This is a genomic window from Pseudoflavonifractor phocaeensis, assembly GCF_038439875.1.
GTDB lineage: Bacteria > Bacillota > Clostridia > Oscillospirales > Oscillospiraceae > Vermiculatibacterium.
This window is the reverse complement of record NZ_JBCDMT010000002.1, coordinates 134,107-153,605: the sequence shown is the minus strand read 5'-3', so window position 1 is coordinate 153,605 and position 19,499 is coordinate 134,107. Positions and strand designations below refer to the sequence as shown.

At 66.6% G+C, this 19,499-nt stretch carries 1 protein-coding gene (running past both ends of the window); it reads right to left on the bottom strand.

The whole window is internal to an RCC1 domain-containing protein gene (locus AAEU42_RS03160; RefSeq protein ID WP_342232078.1) on the bottom strand: the coding sequence, 102,660 nt in all, runs 31,680 nt past the left edge and 51,481 nt past the right edge, and what appears here is coding positions 51,482–70,980 — codons 17,161 (partial) to 23,660 (complete); the first complete codon in reading order (the gene reads right to left) occupies positions 19,495–19,497. Both the start codon and the stop codon lie outside the window.

The following is a 19,499-nucleotide window of genomic DNA, read 5'->3' as shown; positions in this document are numbered from 1 at the left end:
GGTACCCAGCTGGCCGTACTGGCCGTCGCCCCAGGTGTACACCCGGCCGCCGGCGGTGAGGACCACGGTGTGGTTCAGACCGGCCACGGCCTTGATGGCGGTGGAGTTCTCGTCCGCGCCGGTGAACCGGTCCACCAGGGTGGGCACGGCCACGAAGGGCACGGTGGCCGGGTCGAGACCCAGGCCCAGCTGGCCGTAGGTGTTGTCGCCCCAGGTGTAGACACGCCCGGCCTTGGTCATGGCCACGGCGTGGAGGTTGCCCACGGCCACCCAGGTCACCCGGTCCTTGACCAGGTGGGCCGTGCCGTTCTCCACCACGGTGTCCTCGGGCAGGATGCTGTCGAAGTCCACCAGGGCGGGCACCTTGGCCAGCGGCGTGGTGGTGACGCTCTGGCCCAGCTGGCCGTAGGAGTTGTCGCCCCAGGCGTAAACCTGTCCGTCGTCTTTCAGGGCCACGGTGAAGTTGTAGCCGGAGGCCACCTGCGGGGCGTTGCGGGAGATGTAGCTGCCGTTCTCCACGTCGCCGGGCAGAGTGGTAACGTAGTAGACCACCTGTTGGTCGCCGCAGGTCAGGATCACATGTGTAAAGCCATAGCCCTTCACATCACTGGAGGAGGCGTCGCTCTTGGCGCCGGTGATCCAGAACCGCTTGTTGTCCGTGTCGATGGCATTGCTGGAGGGAGCGCCGGTATCCGTGCTGGGGTAGGCCACGTTGACGGTCCTGGTCTCCAGCTGGGCCGTGCTCTCGTCCACGTTCCACTCCTTCAGGAGGTTGAAGCGCTTGCTGAGGAGGTAGGGCACCTCCACCGTCTCGCCCTCGTGGACGGTGACGATGTGCTTGCTGGTGGGCTGGCCCTTCTCGCCCACGATGATGGGCGTGTCGGCCAGGGTGTCGTTCTGGGCCAGGACCATCTCGCCGGCGGCATAGTTGCCCATGCCGTACACGAGGCCGTCCGCGGCGGCCAGCACGGAATACTTCTTGCCCGCGTTCAGGTGGGTGACCACGATGCCGGCGTCCTCCAGGTAACTCTTGTTCCGGGTGGGCGCGGTCACGGCGGTCCGGGTCTCCGAGGTGCCCAGACCCAGCTGGCCCATGTCGTCGCTGCCGAAAGCCTGGACCACGCCGCCCTTCACCAGCAGCAGGGACTGGTCATAACCGGCGGAGATCTCCACCACGTTGCTGACCTTGTCCACGCTTCTGGGCTTAGCGAAGGCTCCGGCGGCCTCATAGCCCAGCCGTCCGTCGGCGGTCTTGCCCCAGCTGGAGAACTGGAGCGAGTAGCTCAGGGCCAGAGAGTGGCTGTCGCCGGCGGAGGCGGAAACGATGTAGCCGTTGTCGGCGCTCTGGACGAAGAGGGGCACCGCGCTGTATCCGGCGGCCAGCTCGCCCACGCCCAGCTTTTGGAAGTCGTTGCCGCCCGCGGCGTAGAGGTTGCCGTCGGCGGTGAGGAACAGGCTGTGGTCGGTGCCGGTGGAGATCTGGGTCACGTTGTACAGGTCCACCTTGGCGGGGGCGGTGACCGCGGGGGCCACGGCCTCGTCGCCCAGGCCCAGCTGGCCCTTGTCATTGGCGCCCCAGGCATAGACCTCGCCCGCTTCCGTCAGGGCCAGGCTGTACCCGTCGCCGGCGGCGACCGCCACGACCCGCTTGCCGTCCAGGCCCTTGACCTGGACGAACACGTCCTTGTATTCCACGCCGGTGGCCTCGCTCTTCAGCGGCAGGCCCAGCTGGCCCCGGTCGTTGGAACCGGCGGCCCACACTCTGCCCTGGCTGTCCACCAGCAGGCTGTGGTCGGCGCCGGCGGCGGCGTTCACGAAGACCAGGCTCACCGGGTTGACCATGTTGCCGTTGGTGTTGTCGCTGTTGAGATCGTAAGCCTGGACCTGGGCCGGGTCATCGTGGCCGTAGATGGCGGTGCCGTCGGGCAGGGTGCCGTTCTGATAGGCCGCGGAGCCCTGGTTGCCGATGCCCAGCTGACCGGTGTAGACAAAGACTCCGGTGTCGTCCAGATAGCCGTTGAGGCCGTATGCCCAGACGGTGCCGTCGGCCCGGAGGGCCATGGTCTGGCCGCTGCCGGTGACCACCTGGACCTGGGCCAACTCCTCCCGGGGCTTGTACACGGCGGTGACGTCGGTGTCCACGGCGGGCACAAAGCTGACGGTGTTGTTGGCGCAGCTGGTATCCGGGCAGAACACCTCGCCCTGGGTCCCGGCGGGATCCACGGCATAGTCGCTCTGGTCGGCGGTGTTTCCGCACACCGGGCAGGTGATGGTGGCGGTCGTGGTGACGCTCTCCGCGGCCTCGGGGCCGTCGGCGTCCAGGACCACGATCTTGAAGTAGGCGTTCTTGTCCAGGCTCCCCTGGCCCGCCACGTTCATGTAGGTCACACCGGCGTTCCGGGCCGTCAGGAGGACCTTCTGGCCGGAGACCGGGATGGTCTGGCTGGGATCGTCCGGGTCGGGATAGGAGGTGGTGCCGGAGTAGGTGCTGGCCTCCAGGTGGACCACCTCGCCGTCGCCGGCCGTGCCGGACGCCTCGTTGAACTTGGCGTTGTAGGCATAGTCGTACTCGATCCGCTCCTGGTCGGTGAACATGCAGAAGTAATCGAAGTCGGTGGTGAGGTAGTAGTCCTCGCCCTCGATCATGTAGAAGGTGCCCGCGCCGATCTGGTGGACCGACTCGCTGCTGGTGTCGAAGACATACAGCGGATCGGTGGTGGAAGCCGCGTCGCTCACGCTCACCAGCTTGTACACGCCGTCGGTGGTGTCATAGGTATAGACCCGGTAGATGCCGCTGCTCACGTCGACGGGGGTGATACCGGCGAAGGCAGCGGGCAGGCCGGTGCCGTCGACGCCGTTCCACTGGTAGAACTGGCCGATGCGCATCTTGCCGGTGCCGTCGCTCATGTAGGTATAGTCCTCGGCATAGCTCACCTTCAGGGCGCTGTTGCCCACCAGGGTCAGGAGGTTGGCGTCCACGGTGGTGCCGTTGGCCAGCTGCTTGCTGCCGTTCTCGCCGGCGCCCCAGAGCATACCGCGGTTGTCCATGGTGATGAACTGGTCAAATCCGGCAAAGACGTTGAGGTAGGTCAGCCCGCCGTCCTGATAGATGCGCTTGGGCATGTAGTGCCTGGCCTCGTCGCCGCCCACGTAAGGACGGGGATCGGTCTCCTCCCGGCTGCTGTCGTCCAGGCCGAGCTGGCCTACGCTGTTGAGGCCCCAGGCGTAGAGCTCGGTGGTGCCGTCGTCCTTCTTCACCAGGGCGTAGGAGGTGCCGCGGCCGGCGGCGATGTCCACCACGTTCTTCAGGCTGCGGTCGCCGTCACTGTTCACCTGCTGGCCGCTGATGACCAGGGCGGGGGCGGTGGCGTCGGGGGTGAAGGAGCCGTTGGGCACGTCGTTGTTGATGCCCAGCTGGCCGTAGGTGTTGTCACCCAGGGCCCACACGTGGTTGTTGAGATCCAGGGCCAGCATGTGGTCGCCGCTGGCGGCGATCTTCACGATGGGGCTCTCGGGATCGGTGGGGTGCTCCTTGAAGCCCAGGACCCGCACGTTGGCGGAGTTGTGGCTGATCTTCCACACGGAGCCGTCGGAGTGCAGGGCGTAGTTGCCGCTGACGGACACCACGCTGTCCGCACCGTTGAGGACCACGGGCAGGGCGGCGCTGTACGTGCTGCCGGAGGCGTAGATGTGACTGACGTAGGCGTCGTCCTGGGTCAGGACGAACACGTCGCTGCGGTATCCCTCGGCGGTCCAGGTGTCGGTAACGGTGAGATCCGTGGCGTTGGTGATGGCGGCGCCGGTGTTGTCCACCATAAGGACGGGGACGGCCACGAAGTTCTCAGAGCTGTTGGCGCCCAGGCGGTACTGGGTATTATCGCCCCAGGCGTAGGCCTTGCCCTGATTGGTGATGGCATAGGAGGTGTTGGCGGAGGCGGCCACGTAGGCGATGGTCTCGCCGTTGGCCGTATCCAGGCCGGGGAAGGTCACCATGTTCATGGCGGCGTAATCGCTCCGGCCCAGCTGGCCGTAGCTGTTGTCGCCCCAGGTCCACACGGTGCCGTCCGACTTCAGCGCCACGGTGTGGTGCTCGCCCAGCGCCACCATGGGAGTGGCCACGGCGTTGAGGTCGCTCATGACCTTGATGGTCACGTAGGAGACGGTGGAATCCAGGCCGTCCACCATGACCTTCAGCATGGTCTGGCCGCTCTGGGTGCCGGTGAGGTAGTAGTGGCCTTCCACCAGGGTGGGATCGGCGGCCGCATCCGCGGCGGTGGCCTTGTGGAGCCCGGCGACGGTGTTGTCCACCAGGGCCCCTTCCCAACCGGCGTTGGAGGAGGCGGTGCCGCCCCGGAGCAGCAGGTTCACGCCGGCTTCGTAGGTGACGCTCAGCAGGTCGGTGAGGTCCTTCTTCTCCCCCACCAGGACGGTGACCAGGTTGGGGGTCACCCGGATCTCCTGGGCGCCCACCAGGGTCAGGTTGGTGGCCTTGGTCCCGGAGAGGTTGTTGCCCAGCTCGCCGTAAGTGTCGCTGCCGGAGGCCCACATGAAGCCGTCGCTCTTCATGGTGAGGATATGGCTGTTGCCGGCGGCCAGAGCCAGGATGCTCTTGGCCTCCTCGTCGGCGGCGTTGGTGCTGTCCACCTTGGTGGGATGGCGGGCGGTGAGGCTGCTGCTGCCGCTGCCCAGGGCCAGCTGGCCGGAGGCGTTGTCACCGAAGGTGTACAGGTTGTACATGATCTGGGTCTTGTAGATGGGAGTCACTCCGTCGCTCTCGAAGAGAAGATTCCCTTCGGGATCGGTGGCCTGGATGGGCGCGCCGGTGCTGTCCTTCACCAGCTCCTCTTCCTTAACGATGACGCCGGAGAAGCCGTTGCCGGTGACCACGTTCACCACCTGGCCCAGCTGACGGTAGGTGGTGGTGCCGTCGTCGTTGTCCACCGTCACTCGCACGGGGATCATGTCCCGCACGGCGGCGGGGTAGCCCACGGTCTCGTCGGTGGTCACGTCGTCCCCGTCGGGCTTGCCGTAGGTGGCGCTCTCGTCGATGATGCCCAGCTGGTTGCGGTGGTTGGCCCCCGCGCCCCAAAGCTTGCGGTCGGCGTCCAGGAGCAGCATGTGGGAGGTGTTCTGATCCACCTCGCCGTAGACATACCGGTCGGAGTGGCCGGACAGGGCGATGATGTTCTTGTTCTTCAGATCCTCGTCGGTCTCGTCGCCGGCGCCGGTGAACTTGCCCAGCTCCGCCTTCTTCACGTCGGGGCTGGTGGAGCTCTCCGGCAGGGCCCAGACGGTGCCGCTGCCCTTGAGGGCGTAGCCCTGGCCCACCTCGATGGTTCGGGCCAGCAGGGAGAGCTGGACGGGCTTGGCGCTGTATCCGATGCGGCTGCTCAGCTCGGCGTCGGTGAGGGTGGGATACTTGACCTTCGCCGCCTCCAGCATGAACTCCTCGCCGTCGCCCGCGGCAAACAGGATGCCGTGGGGGTCGACGAAGTAGCTGGTCTTTTCGCTGGCGAAGATACCGGTAATGGTGGCGCCGTCCAGGGTGACGGGCTGCGGGGTGCGGAAGATGGTGTTCTCGCCGGTGATGGGGTCGGGCTCCAGGGACAGGCCCAGCTGGCCGTACTCGTTGGAACCCCAGACCCACACCACACCCATGTTGTCCAGGGCCATGGCGTGATCCCGCCCGGCGGCGATCTGGATGATGTAGCGCTGGTCGGCCTCGTCGGCGTAGGCGGAGGCAAAGTCGAAGTTGACGACCTCCGGGGTCAGGCTCATCTCGCCCTCGATGCCGTTGCCCAGCTGGCCCTTATCGTTGTGGCCCCAGGCCAGGACGGTGCCGTCGATCTGCAGGGCGATGCTGAAGCCGTCGCCCGCCGCCACCTTGGGCAGGGCCACGAAGGCGTGGCTCACCTGCTCCTTGACCACGCTTTGACCCACGGCGGTCGTGGTGTCGCCCTCGGGGATGATGTTCCCGCCGGCGTCATAGTTGGTCACGGTCTTTTCGGACTCGTCGGGACCCAGGATGTTGACGATGGCCACGCCGGTCATCTCGGCGTCCACCACCCGGTCGCCCTCTTCCCCGCCGGTCGCCTTGGGCTTGTAGCGGACGATGAGGCGGGTGCTGCCGTACTCCTTGCCGCTGATGGTCACGTCGTCATAGGTGATGATCTCGGTGCGCAGGCCGTCGGTGGAATAGGACAGGTGGGACTGGCGGGTGCCGATGTCGTCGCCCGCGGTGGACAGGCCGCTCAGGCCCATGATATCCCCGTCCAGGGCCTCATAGGTGAGCTGGCGGGTCTTCTCCTCGTCCACTTCCTTATCCACGCTGAAGGAGTACATGTACTTGGCCACCAGCCGGTCGGTCACGCCGGCGTCGCTGGTGCTGGTTCTGCCGATCTCGTTCCCGGCGGCGTCGTAGGTCACCGTCTCCAGGGTGGTGGGCACCTTGATCTGGAAGTTATAGTTGCCCGTCTCGGTGCGCACCAGCTCGCCCTGGTCGTTGAGCTCCTCCACCACCTTGTAGACGGCGATGTGGGGCTCGTCCACCCGGCTGGGCTTGTTCTGGATCAGGATCTCATCCGGGTGCAGGGGGTCCATGCCATAGGTGAAGTTGCCGATCTGGCCGTAGTGGTTGGAGCCCCAGGTCCAGACGATGCCCCGGGTATCGAAGGCGGCGGAGTGGTTGCCGCCGGCGGCCAGGCTTTGGAGCTGGACGCCCTCTTCCAGATAGGTCACGCCGTTGGAGGGCTGGAAGATCTCGATCTTCTGGGCGCGGTTTACATAACCGACGTTGGCGTCCATACCGGTCTTGTAGTTCTCGTTGTTGCCCCAGCCCCAGCTCTGGTAGTCGCGGCTGATCACCTTGCGCACGGCGCCGGAGTAGTCATAGACCGCGTCCATGGTGACGGCCAGGATCTGCACGGGGGAGCTGGTGGAGGCGTCGGCGCTCTGGTAGCCGCCGATGGAGATATCCACCACGTTCTTCAGGGTCATATCCAGGTCGGCGGACATGTCCTTCGTGCCCACCTGGACCTTTACGGGCTGGGTGGCGAAGTCGTCCGCGCCGAACCACTCCGCGCCGCTGGCGTTGGTGTAGAGCCACTTCTCGGCGCCCACCTGGTGGGACATGTTATCGCCCCAGACAAAGGCTTCCTTCTCCTCGCTGATGATGGCGAAGTTATAGCCGTTGCCCACGATCTTGTTAATGTCGCGGATCTCCTGGCGCTCCACCATGTTGCCCACCCGGTCGCGGCTCTCGGCGGAGTACTTGACCCGCACCAGGGTCAGGCTGCCCTGGGTGGCCTTGGCGGCCTCGCTGTCGCCGGAGACGGGATAGAGCCCGCTGCCCAGCTCGCCGTGGAGGTTGGAGCCCACGGTCCACACCGTGCCGTCGGTGAGCAGGACCGCCGAGGTGGCGGCGGTGGCGGCCACTTCCAGGACGTTGTCCAGGTAGAGGTCGCTGAAGCCCTTCATCCGGGTGGGAACCCAGGTGTAGGCGGCGTTGATGGCGGCGGCGTTGTCGTTGGTGGTCTTGCCGTTGCCCAGCTGGCCGGCGTTGTTGCGGCCCCAGGCGTAGACGGAGCCGTCGCTGGCCAGGGCCAGGGAGTGGTTGGACCCGGCGGCGATGGAGATGATGAAGGGGTTGCCGGGGATGTTCACCAGGGCGGGGTAGTTGCTGTACAGGATGCCGCCCATGCTGTCGCCGCTTCTGACGCGGAAGCCCAGCTGGCCGTAAGTGTTGTCGCCCCAGGCGTACACCCGTCCCGTGGCGTCCAGCGCCAGGGTGTGGTTGTCGCCGGAGACCACCCGGAGGATGTTCTTGAAGTCCTTCTTGCTCAACTGATCGTCGGGCAGGGTGGGATCTTCCACATAGTAGGTCAGCTCAATGGGGGTGGTGATGAGCTCTTGGGGGCTGTCAAAGCCCAGCTTGCCGTACATGGCCTCGTTCCCGTTGTAGGGATCGGTGCGGATGGAGCCGTCGTCGCTGCGGTAAGCGTTGTCGCCCCAAGCCCAGACGGTGCCGTCCTTCTTCAGGGCGGTGGAGGTGTCCTTGCCCAGCACCAGCTGCGGGTAGGTGACGCCATCGGTGACGATGACCCGGGTGAAGGCCACCTGGTTGCTGATGGTATCCCGGACCAGGACGCGGGTCTCGCCCTCGCGGACGGCGTAGATGGTGCCGGAATCCTGGCCGGTGGGCACCACTTCGGCAATGGACTCGTCCATGGACTTCCAGACATAGTTGTTCTGGCTCTGGCTCTTGTTGCTGCCGGCGGAGTAGACCAGCAGCATGTCGCCGGAGGCGTTGCCGATGTTGACGGTCTTATTGCTGTCGCCGATCAGGTTCAGGGTGATGGTGCTCTCCAGGCTGATCTTGGTGGAGCCGGAGACCACGGGATAGGAGGTGCTGATCTGGGCGTGGTTGCCCAGCTGGCCCTTGGTGTTCTTGCCCCAGGCGTACACGATGCCGGTATCGGCGTGGGCCAGGATGTGGCTGGTCTCGGCGTTGCCCGCCGTGGCGGACAGGCGGATCACGCCGGCGAGGTAGTCGTCGCCCACGCTGGTCTTGTACACCAGGCTCGGGGTCTTGCGGATCTGGCCGTTGGAGTCGTTCCGGTCGCCCAGGATGCCGCCGTTGACGTCGGGGTTGGTCCCGTTGGTGCCCCAGGTGTAGACGTAGCCGCCCTCGGTGATGGCGCCGGTGTAGTTCTCCCCGGCATAGACCCGGACGATGTCGTCCACCACGCTCTTGTCGGTGTAAGGCTCCTGGGAGACCAGGGCGGTGACCGCCTCGGCGTCCTCCACCAGCTCATCGGTGATGGTCCGCAGGGCATCCAACAGCTGCTTTTTGTCCATGCTGCCGCCAGCCCCATAGGCGTCGATGATCGCCTGGGCCTTGGTGTAGAGGGTATGGGCATTGACATAATGCTGGGAAAGGGTGCTGCCGCTGGCGGAGTCGTAGGTGGCGGCAGCCACCAGGTCGTTGAAGTGCTTGACGGCGGCGTTCCAGCTCACGAAAGCGCTGTCCCGCAGCTGGGTGGCGTTGGTGACGGCGCCGGCCAGAGCCTTTTCCTTCTGGTTGGCGCGGGTCCAATCCACCTGGACATCCTGGAACCGGGCCATGACGGCCTTCATCTCGTTCTCGGTCACAGGCGTGGTGGTGGTGGCCTCGTCGTTGAAGTCCGCCACCGCCTCCTGCATGGCCTTGGTAAAGGAGAGGCTGTCGATGGCCGCCTGGGTGGGCGTGCCGGTAATGGCCACGCTGATCATCTCGGCGGTGCCGGTGTCGGAGACATCCTGGGTCGCGCCGTTCCCCGGCGCGCCGGCGTCCATCCGGTTCTCCAGGGTCAGCAGGCTGTTGATGAAGTCCAGACGGGCCTGGTGGAGGGTCCCCTCGTTGGAGGCGACGGTGGCCACGGCGGCGTCATGGTTGGCCTGGGCCTCCGCCTGATCGTCGGTGGCGGCGGCCAGGTCGGCGTTGGCGGCCAGCAGGTCGCCGTAGGCGGTCTGCTTGTCGGCGGCCAGAGCGGCCAGCTCGTCCGCGCCCGCCCCGGCGGCCACGGCGGCGTCATAGGCGGCCACAGCGTCGTCGTAAGCGATCTGCTTCGCGGCCTGGGCGTCGATGGCCTGATCCAGGCGGTACCCGGCGTTGATCAGAACCTTGGAGAGGTTGTCCTCGTTCTTCCGGGCGGCGTCTAGGGCCGTGTCGGCGTTGGCCAGGGCCCGGCGGGCGTCGTCGTAGGTCTTGTAGTCGTCCTCCACGAACAGGTAGTTGGCCTTGGCCTGCTTGTAGATGGGATAGCCCTCATAGAGGATGGCGGACAGCTCGTTGACGTAGGCGTCGTGGAGGGCCTGGGCGGCGATGCCGCTGGTGTCCTTACCGTCGCCGTTCATGGTGACGCCGTTCTCGGCGGGGGTCTTGGTAAAGTCCGCCACCACGCCGGAGCTCACCGTGCCGAAGTAATCGGTCCAGGTCTCCTTCAGCGCCTGCTCGGCCTCCTTCATGGCCTGGCCGATGATGTCGGGGTGCTCCACCAGGTAGTCGGCCAGGGCAGTCCCGCTGAGGGCGGGCGTGCCGTCCTGGAGGCCGGTGCCGCCGCTGACGGGGGTCTTGCCGGTGTTGTACTGCCAATCGGGATCATAGCGCTGGCTGTACTTGAACACCACGTCCCAGGCGCTCTGGTAGAGCTCCACCAGGCGGGCGTACTCGGTGCCGGTGAAGTAGTCGTACTCGGCGGGACGCTCCAGGGTGGCCCCGTCCGCCGCCGCGTCGCTGAGGACGCCGTTTTTGTTGGTGCCCAGGAGATAGAGGTGCTTGAGCAGATCCTTCCCCCCGGCCACCACGGCGGCGGTGTTGGTACCGGGATCAATGGTCACGCCGGTGACCACGTTGTCGTCGGGCTCCATGGTCATAAAGACGATCTGGTTCTTGCCCATTCCGGCGTCCACCACGCCGCCCTGATAGCGGGCGGGGACGGTGCCGTCGGCGGAGGCCTGGATCACCATGGGCTGGGGATAGGCCGCCACGTCGGTGGAGGCGCCGGTGCCCACAAAGCCGTTCTTCTGGCTGCCGGAGACGTAGAGCATCCCGTCGGCGGTGAGGATCAGCATATTGCCGTCGGTAAAGTACACGTCCATGGCGTTGTCGATGCCGGGGACCTTGTGGGGATAGAGGTAATAGGCGCTGTTGCGGCGGGCGCCCAGCATATTGCTGGTGCTCTCGCCCCAGACGTACACCTGTCCCCGCTCGCTGATGGCGGCGGCGGCGTTGCCGTAGGCGTAGACCCGGACGATCTTGCCCGTCTCCTCGGAGGTGCCCAGGGCGCTCTTGCCGTCCACGTCCTTCACCTTCTGGGGGACGTAGTAGGGCGAGGTGCTGGCGTAGTCGCTGTTGAGGCCCAGGGAGCCGGAGGCGTTCAGGCCCCAGGCGTACACGGTGCCGTCGTCACTGACCGCCAGGTTGAAGTTGGCGCCCGCAGCCACGGAGACGATGTTGCCCATCTTGGTGCCGTCGCCCAGGGTCACCCGCTCGTGGCCGGTGAAGAGGGCGGTGGCCATCTGCTGGGTGCCCACCTGTCCGTACTGGTTGGCGCCCCAGGCATAGACCTCGCCGTCGGCGGTGAGGGTGATGCTGTGCTCAAGGCCCGCGCCCAGGCCGGGGGCGGCGATGAGCCGGTCGGGATCGTCGTCGAAGTACCGCTCCGTCTGGGGCAGGACCTCGATCTCCACGAAGGCGTAGAGCTCGCTGGTGGCGTCGTAGGCCACGATCTTGGCGTTGCCCACGCCGTGGAAGGTCACCTGGCCGTTCTGATCCACCGTGGCCACAGCGTCGTTGGTGGAGGCAAAGCGGTAGTCGGGCACCAGGTCGAAGGGATGCTCGTTGTAGACGTTGAAGCAGTCCAGGCTGGCGGTGACGGTGCCGCCCAGCTCGTTGAGACCGGTGGTCCCGGCGCTGGTCAGCATGTGGACGGTCTTGCCGCCGCCCTGCCAGTCGTGCTCCTGGCCGGCGTAGGCCAGGTTCATCCGCAGGGAGTAGGTCTGCACCGGGTACTCGGAGAAGGCCTTCCCGGTGATGGGATCCCGGCCGATGGACAGCTTGCCCAGCTGGCCGTAATCGTTGGCGCCCCAGGTGAACACGTCGCCGTTTTCGATGATGGCGGCGGACAGGCCGGAGGCCCGGGTCTGGCCGTTGTCGTTCAGACGGCTGTTGCCGCTGCTGGTGTCCACAGCCACCACGTCCCGGATGGTGTTGTTCAGGGTGCCGTCGGGATCAGTCTCGCCGGCCCAAACGCTGTGCATGGTGTTCTGGCTGTTGGCGGTACCGTAGGTGCCGATGCCCAGCTCACCGGTCAGGTTGTAGCCGGTGGCCTTGACGGTGTCGTCCAGCCCGTCGGCGGCGTGGTAGAGTGCCATGGTGGACTGGCCGCCGCCCACCCACTGGGCGCCGTCCAGGGCGCTGTTGTACTGCAGGGTCTCCACGTTGGTGCCGGAGGTGCTGCCGTTACCCAGCTGGCCGTAGGCCTGAGAGCCCTTCACATAGGTGTGGCTGGTCCCGGCGCCGGTGGTGGTGAGGAAGAGGCTTCCGTAGCCGGAGTTGAGCTCCACCGCCCGCTCGCCGGCGGGCACGTCGCCCATGCCGCCGTTGGTCTGGTTGATGAGGTAAGTCACGTGGTTGGACCGGTCCCAGTCCACCATGGTGCCCCGCTCGTTGAGGGCCCGGGTGTCGCTGGTGCCGTAATTGGTGGTGGCCACGTCCACGATATTGGCCTCGGGGATATAGCTGGGCAGGGATACGGGCACGCTGCCGCCCAACTGGCTGGCGGCGCCGCTGCCCCACAGGAAGAGGTCGCCCTTGTCGGAGGTGGCGTAGGCCACGCTCTGCTTCTCGCCGGAGCCGGTGACGACCACGCCGGTGTACACGTCGGCGATCTTCACGCCGTAGTCGGTGAACAGCTTCACCTCGGTGGGCGTGGCGTAGAGCTTCTCCACGCCGCCGTCGTCCAGGTAGCTGCTGACCTTGCCCACGCCGATCTGGCCCACGTTGTTGCGGCCGAAGGCGTACACTCTGCCCTGGGTATCCACGGCCAGGGAGAAGTCATACCCGGCGGCGATCTTCACGATCTTGGGCGCGCCCATGACGGCGGTGACGGCGGCCGCGTCCACGGCCACGGGGGCGCCGGTGACCTGGTCGATGTCCAGATGGTTGCCCATATCGTCCACGGCGTACCAGCCGCCGTCGGACTCCAGGACCACGGTGCGGCCCAGGCCGTCCACGTAGCCGGTGACGGTGTTCTTGGGGAACTCCACCATCTTGGGCTTGGGCTCCAGGCCGCCGGCGGAGCCGACGCCGGTGCCAAGCTGGCCGTAGTCGTTGCGGCCCCAGGCCCACACGGTGCCGTTGGCCTTCAGGGCCAGGACGTAGTCCTCGCCCACGGAGATCTGGGCGTAGGCCACGGTCTCGCTGGAGGTGGCGTTGCCGTCGGCATCCTGGGCGTAGATGTAGGGCTTCATCACGGAGACACGGATCTGGATGGTCTGGCTCTCGCCGGTGGCGGTGTCGGTGACGGTCACCAGCACATAGGCGATGCCCGGGGCGTCGGCGGCCAGGTGGCCCACGCCGTTGACGGGCGCGGTACCGCCGTCGGGCTGGACGGAGACGATGCCGCCGTCGGTGGAGGTATAGCCCACCGTATAGCCGCCCGCCGTCAACGCGGCGTAATCATTAAGCTTGATATTACTCTGAGTGCTGGTAATCAGGTTGAAGCCCTTGCTCAGGGTGAGCATCCCGGCCACGTCGTAGGCCGTGCCCACAGGCAGGTTGAGCTCATAGCTGTCGCTCTCCAGGGTGAAGCTGGCGCCCACCTGGGTGGCCCGGGTGGTGAGGGCATTGGCCTGATCCTGGCCCTGGTGGCCGGTCTGGAGGACGTTGTTGTAGCCGAAGGCGTACACGTAGCCCCACTCGCTCACCAGAGCGGAGTGCCAGCCGCCGGGCGCGGAGGTGGCGGACAGGGTCTTGAAATTGTTGATGACGGGGGTGCCGTCCTTGAGCACGGGGATGACGCCGCCGGAGCTGCTGGTGTCGCCGTTGCCCAGCTGGCCCTTGATTCCGGCGCCGCCCATGATGATCCGGCCCGCGCCGTCGATGTAGTAGAGGCTGGCGCCGCCGCCGGCCACCAGGATGTCGTCCTTCCGGCGGGCGTAGTCGGTGCCGGAGGCGGTCTCGTCGCCCATGAGGGTGGGGCTCTTCACGAAGGCCTCGTTGGTGGGCATGACGTTGTTGCCGTTCCTGCCCCAGCCATAGAGGCTGCCGGTGACGTCCCCGGCCACCATGACGGCGTTTCCGGCCTCGTTCTGCTTCATCTGGAAGAGGACGGCCACGGCGTTCTGGGCGCCGCCGGCCACCGCCATGGCCCGGTAGGGCAGGACGGCGGAGCCGGAGATGCCGGTATTGGTCTCGTTGCCGAACTCATAGTTGGCGTTGCTGCCCCGGGTCAGGATGGAGCCGTTGGCCGCCAGCATGAAGGCGGTGGCGTTCTGGCCGATGGAGACCTGGGCCACCGTGCCGGCGGAAGTCCGCACGGTGATGGGGGTGTAGAAGGCGGGGGTGATGAGCTGGGAGATCTGCTTCTCGGTGTTGTCGCCCACGCCGAAGAGGTTGTTGCCCACGTTGAGGCGCTTGACCTCGTAGGCGCCGGTCTCGGCGTTGAACACCACCCGCTTGTAGTAGGTGCTCTGGACCAGCAGGCCGAAGCCGTGGTCGGCGTCGATGCCGCCGGCGGCGATGTCCACGATCTCCTGGATGTAGCCGTCGGAATAGGTGCTGGTCACCTGCTGGCCGGCCTTCATCTGGGTGGCGTAGGCCACCTTCTCCCCGGCGTCCTTGCCCAGGCCCAGCTGGCCCCGGTCGTTGCGGCCCCAGGCCCAGACCGTGCCGTCGTTCTTCAGCGCGTAGATGAAGTTGCCGGCGGCGGAGAGCTTGCGCACGTTATTGAGGGGGACGATGGCGCTCTTGAGGATCGCCTCGCCCTGGGCGTCCTGGCCCACCACCTTGGTGACGTTGGCCATGACCTGCTGGGGCGCAGCGTAGGTGCCGTAGAAGGTGCCGATGCCCAGCTCGCCGTACTCGTTGGAGCCCCAGGTCCACACGGTGCCGTCCACCGCCAGGGCGGCGGTGAAGCCGGTGCCGGAGACCACCTGGGGGAAGGACACGCTGTTGCCCCGGGCGGCGTCGGGCCCCTGGAAGGAGATCCGGTTCTCCGGCGCGGGCGCCTGGGCCCCGTCGGAGGGTGTGCTGCCGCCAGCCCCAGCCGAAATGACGGCTGCGGCATAGCTGTTGAACTGGTCGTAGATGCCCTGGTACTGGCCGCCGGCGACGCTGCCGCCGCTGACCAGGTCGGTGTCCACCCCCGCCGCGGCGGGGCCCAAGACGTCATTGTCCCTCGGGCGGACCTCCACCTTGAAGGTGCCCACGATGAGCGGGTCGTTGGTGACCGAGATGACGATATAGGCGGTGCCCCGGTTCTTGCCGGTGATGACGGCCTTCTTGTCGTCGTCCTTGTAGTCCACCTTGACCACGCTGTTTTCGCTGACCTTGTAGCCCGGATCGGTGTTGGCCATACCGGCCCAGTTGGAGTCCTTGGTCTCGTCCCAGACGAACCAGGCCAGCTCCACGGTGGTGGCGTCCTCTTCCACGTTGTTGAAGACGTTGAAGGCGGACAGCAGCGGCTCGTAGTTGAACTGGAAGGACTCTCCCTCGTAGATGGAGACCAGGTAGTCCTCCAGGATGAAGTAGGAGGAGCCCACCCGCACGGGCACGTCGCTGGCGGTGGAGGTGCCGTCGCCCAGACGGCCGTCGCCGTTGGCGCCGTAAGCCCACAGGGAGCCGTTCTTCTTGATGAAGTTGGAGTGGTTGTCCTTGGCGGAGACATTGTTGGTCACGTCGATAACGCCGTTGACGTACTCGCCGGCCACGCCGGCGGAGCCAACGCTCACCCGGCCGGGCACGCCCCAGCGGCAGCCGCCCATGTCGTTGACGTACTGCATGTCGGCCACGGCGCCCTGGGCCGGGACCTTCTGGCCGTCCACGAGGACAAAGCTGCCGGTGACGGTATCGTACTGGTACCACTGGCCGTCGTCGGCGTTCCAGGCCACGTCGGCGCCCGTGCCGTCCGTGCCCAGTATGCCCCAGGTCACGCCGGCGGTGTGGCCGATGACACCCCACTGGACCCCCTTCTGGGTCAGGTCGGTGTCGCCCCACTGGGTGCCGTCGGGCAGGATGGAGTAATCGATGCTCTGGCGGTTCTCGTCCAGGTTTGCGCCCTGGCCCAGGCCGGGACCGTAGATCTGGGTCAGCTTGTCGTTGGCGGCCAGCTCCTCGGCGGTATAGTAGGACTCAAACTTGCCCACGGACCACAGGTTGGTGCTGGAGTAAGCCACCTGGAGATACTCGGAGATGTCGGCCGACACCGGGAAGGTGGTGTACAGAGGCACGGCGATGGGATCGCCCGACAGGTTGGCGGGCTTCTTGGCGCCGGTGGTCTCGTCCAGGAGGAACTGGTTGGCGGCGTTGATCTTGTACCACAGGGTGTCGGCATCCCGGGCGATCCGGTCGCCGTCGTCGTCCTGATAGTCAGTGCCGTACTGGTAGCCCAGGCTCAGCGCCTCGAACACGGCGGGCAGGGCGTGGGGCGCCGACTTGAACTCGGTGGTGGTGGTGTCAGGATAATACATGGGATCGCCGGCGGCGTCGATCTTCTGCTCGTAGCGGGTCTCGCCGGTGTCCGGATCCACGATCTCTTCCAGCATGGGGTCACCCGGGATGACCGTGGTGTCCCAGTACCAGCCGTTGGCGTAGCTGGTGTCGTGGGTCCCATTGCTGCCGTCGCTGCCGCCCCAGGTCTCCACCTTGCCGTCCATGGTGATGGCCACGCCGTTGTAGACGCCGCTGGAGACCATCAGGGCGCGGCCGTCCAGCACCGCGCGGTCGGGCAGCTCGGTGGTGGTGTTGTAGCTTCCGTAGGCGCCGTACTTGTTCTCGCCCCAGGTCACCACCTGGCCGTCCTTCTTCAGCAGCCGGGCGTTGGCGCCGATCTTGTCGGCGGACAGGGTCAGGCCATCCTGGATGGAGGTGGTCAGGCCGTTGACCTTGATGGGCAGGGTATTGGGTGCGCCGTAGGCGTCGCCGGTGTTGTTCTGCGGGTCGAGGATGCCGTGCCAGTTGGAGCCCCAGCCCCAGATGGTGCTGTTGGCGTCCAGGGCCAGAGAGTACTGGCGCACGGTCTTCCCGTCGGCGTCGGTGTAGCCGGCGGCGGCAATGTCCACGATGGCGGCGGAGTAACCGGCGGTGTCGTGGCCCAGATAGCCGCCGGAGGGGCCCTCCGGCCCGTAGACCAGGGTGGCGGTCCAGTATCTCTTCTGGGTCAGGGAGCCCACGCCGATGGCGCCCAGGCTGTTGTCGCCCCATGCGTAGACCCGGCCGTCCCTGGTCAGGGCCAGGGAGTGGTTGGCGCCGGCGGCGATCTTCACGATGTTGGTCAGAGGCTCGTTGCTGTAAGTCTCGGGGTTGTAGACCATGACCTCCTGGGGGGTGATGAGCATTCCGGCGTCCTCACCCACGCCCAGCTGGCCGAAGTCGTTGCGGCCCCAAGCCCACACGGAGCCATCCGACTTCAGGGCCAGGGAGTGGCTCTCGCCGGAGACCACCATGGGGTAAATGGTGTCGCTGTCGCCGCTGGTGGCGGCGGGGATCACGTTGAGCTTGAAGAAGCCGGTGTTGCCCCGGTCGTCGGCGGCAATGATGTAGGTGGTACCCACATCCAATGCCTTCACAAGGCCGGTGACGGGATCCACCGTGGCCACCAGCTCGTTGACCGAGCGGAAGGTCAGCCCGCTGGGCACGTAGCTGTCGGGACCGTAAGCGCTGAAGCCCAGCTGGCCGGTGATGTTGCCCAGGATGATCTGAAGCTCATCGCCCACGTTGATGGCGGTGGCCAGGGTGCCGTTGGAGCTCACCAGCGTGTCGTAGCGCATGAAGGCGGTGGAGCCGAAGAGGAAGGTCACGTTCACCGTGACATTGCCGGCGGGCATCACGAACTCGATGTGGTTGCCGGTGGCCCCCTTGGTCACCCGCACCGGCACGGTGTAGCCGGAGCTGCCCTCGGCAGTGGCGGTGACCTTGGCGTAATAGTTGACGGCGTTGGTGGTCTCGATGCTCACCAACTGCCCCGCCTGGGCGGTGAAGGTGTCGTTGTGGGACAGGACGATGCCGTCCACCGACACGGTGTTGCCGGCGTTGCCGCCCGCCTCGTAGGTGTCGGAGATCTTCACGGTGCCGGCGAAGGTGTCGGGGGCGCTGGTGTCGAAGTAGGCCCGGATGGCCACGTCGTCGGCGGGCATCACGAAGGTGGCCACGGTGGCCACAGCGCTGCCGCCGATGGCGGTGGGCACCGTGACGCCGGTGGTCAGGGTGAGGGCCGCGACCTTGTTGTCGCTGCCGGTGTAGGAGGTGGTGGCCCGCTTCACGAACCGGGTCTGGGTGACGGAGCTGCCGCCGGTGTAGTCGTCCACCGCGGCGTCGGGCACCATGGCGATGGTGACGACGCTGCCCATGGGCACGCTCTGGCTGGAATCCCAATAGCTGCCGTTCACCAGCATCCAAAGCCGGTCGTTCACCGTGTTGCTGCCGCCGGCGGCGTCCACACCCACGTTGGCCGACTCGCCGTCCAGGGTCACCAGATGGCCGGTGGCGGAGGCGGCGCCCACGGCGGCCACTTCCACGTAGACCGTGACGCTGTCGGAGGGCATGGTGAACGTAGCCTCCAGCGCCGTGGCGGAGACGGCGCCAAAGGCGGCGTCCAGAGTCTCCACGATGCCGGTGGAGTTGTGGCGGACCATGGCGGCCACAACGGTGTACTGGGCGGGATCCAGCTCCACCACCACGGTGACGGTGTCCCCGGACTTGGCGGAGAGCGAGGCCGCCGCCGCGCCGGTGGTCCGCAGGCCGGAGCCCGTCACGGAGGAGGCGGGGGCGGTGAGGTCCAGCACGGCGTTGTAGCTGGGCATGGTGCCGCTGCCGTTGAGGATCACGCTGGAGATATCCAGATAGGAGCCGCCGCCGTTGTTGTTGACCACCACGGGCAGCTTCTTGTCCGCGTAAGTGCCGTCGCCCAGCTGGCCGCTGGCGTTGGCGCCCCAGGCGTAGACGGTGCCGAAGTCGTTGTCGTAGGCCAGGGCGAAGTCGCCGTAGGCGGAGGTGGCGATGGACATGATGCGGTCAATGGGGGCGTTGGCGTTGAAGGCGTTGGCCTCGCCAGCCAGGACATAGCCCGCCTGGGTGCGCTTGTACACCCGGGTGGAAGCGGGATCCCGCAGGTCATGGCCGATGCCCAGCTGGCCGTTGGAGTTGTCGCCGGCGGAGCGGACGGTCCGCTCGGTGAGGGTGATGCCGTCCTCCTCCAGGCCGCCGGTGGCGCCCTTGTAGGCCGCCAGGCCGGTGGGTCCGGCGGAGACGTGGATGGCCGTGCTGGGATACAGGGTGTCCGTCGGGACATCCCAGGTATTGAAGTTATAGCTGTTGTTTACGGTGGCCACGGGGATGTAGGGTCCAACGGTATGGTCCTCCGGGTTGCCGGCGTCCAGGATATTCTGGATGCCCAGCTGGCCCCGGTCGTTGCGGCCCCAGACCACCACCCGGCCGTCGGTGTTGATGGCCATGACGGAGTTGTTGCCGGAGGACAGGGCCACCAGGTTGCTGTGGACGTCACCCTCGGCGTAGGAGGGGCCCCGGGCGATGATCTTGGCGGTGCCGAACTGGCCGTAGTCATAGCCGCCGTTGTTGTAGATGTTCTTGCCCAGGGAGATCACGTCGCCGCTGCGGGTGAGGATGTGGGTGGTGTTCTCGTCGGCGGAGATGTCGTAGGGCTGGACGTTGGAGGGCAGCACCAGATACACCGGCACCCGGGCGTTGCCGGAGGCCCGCGCAGTATCCAGTTTGCCGCTGC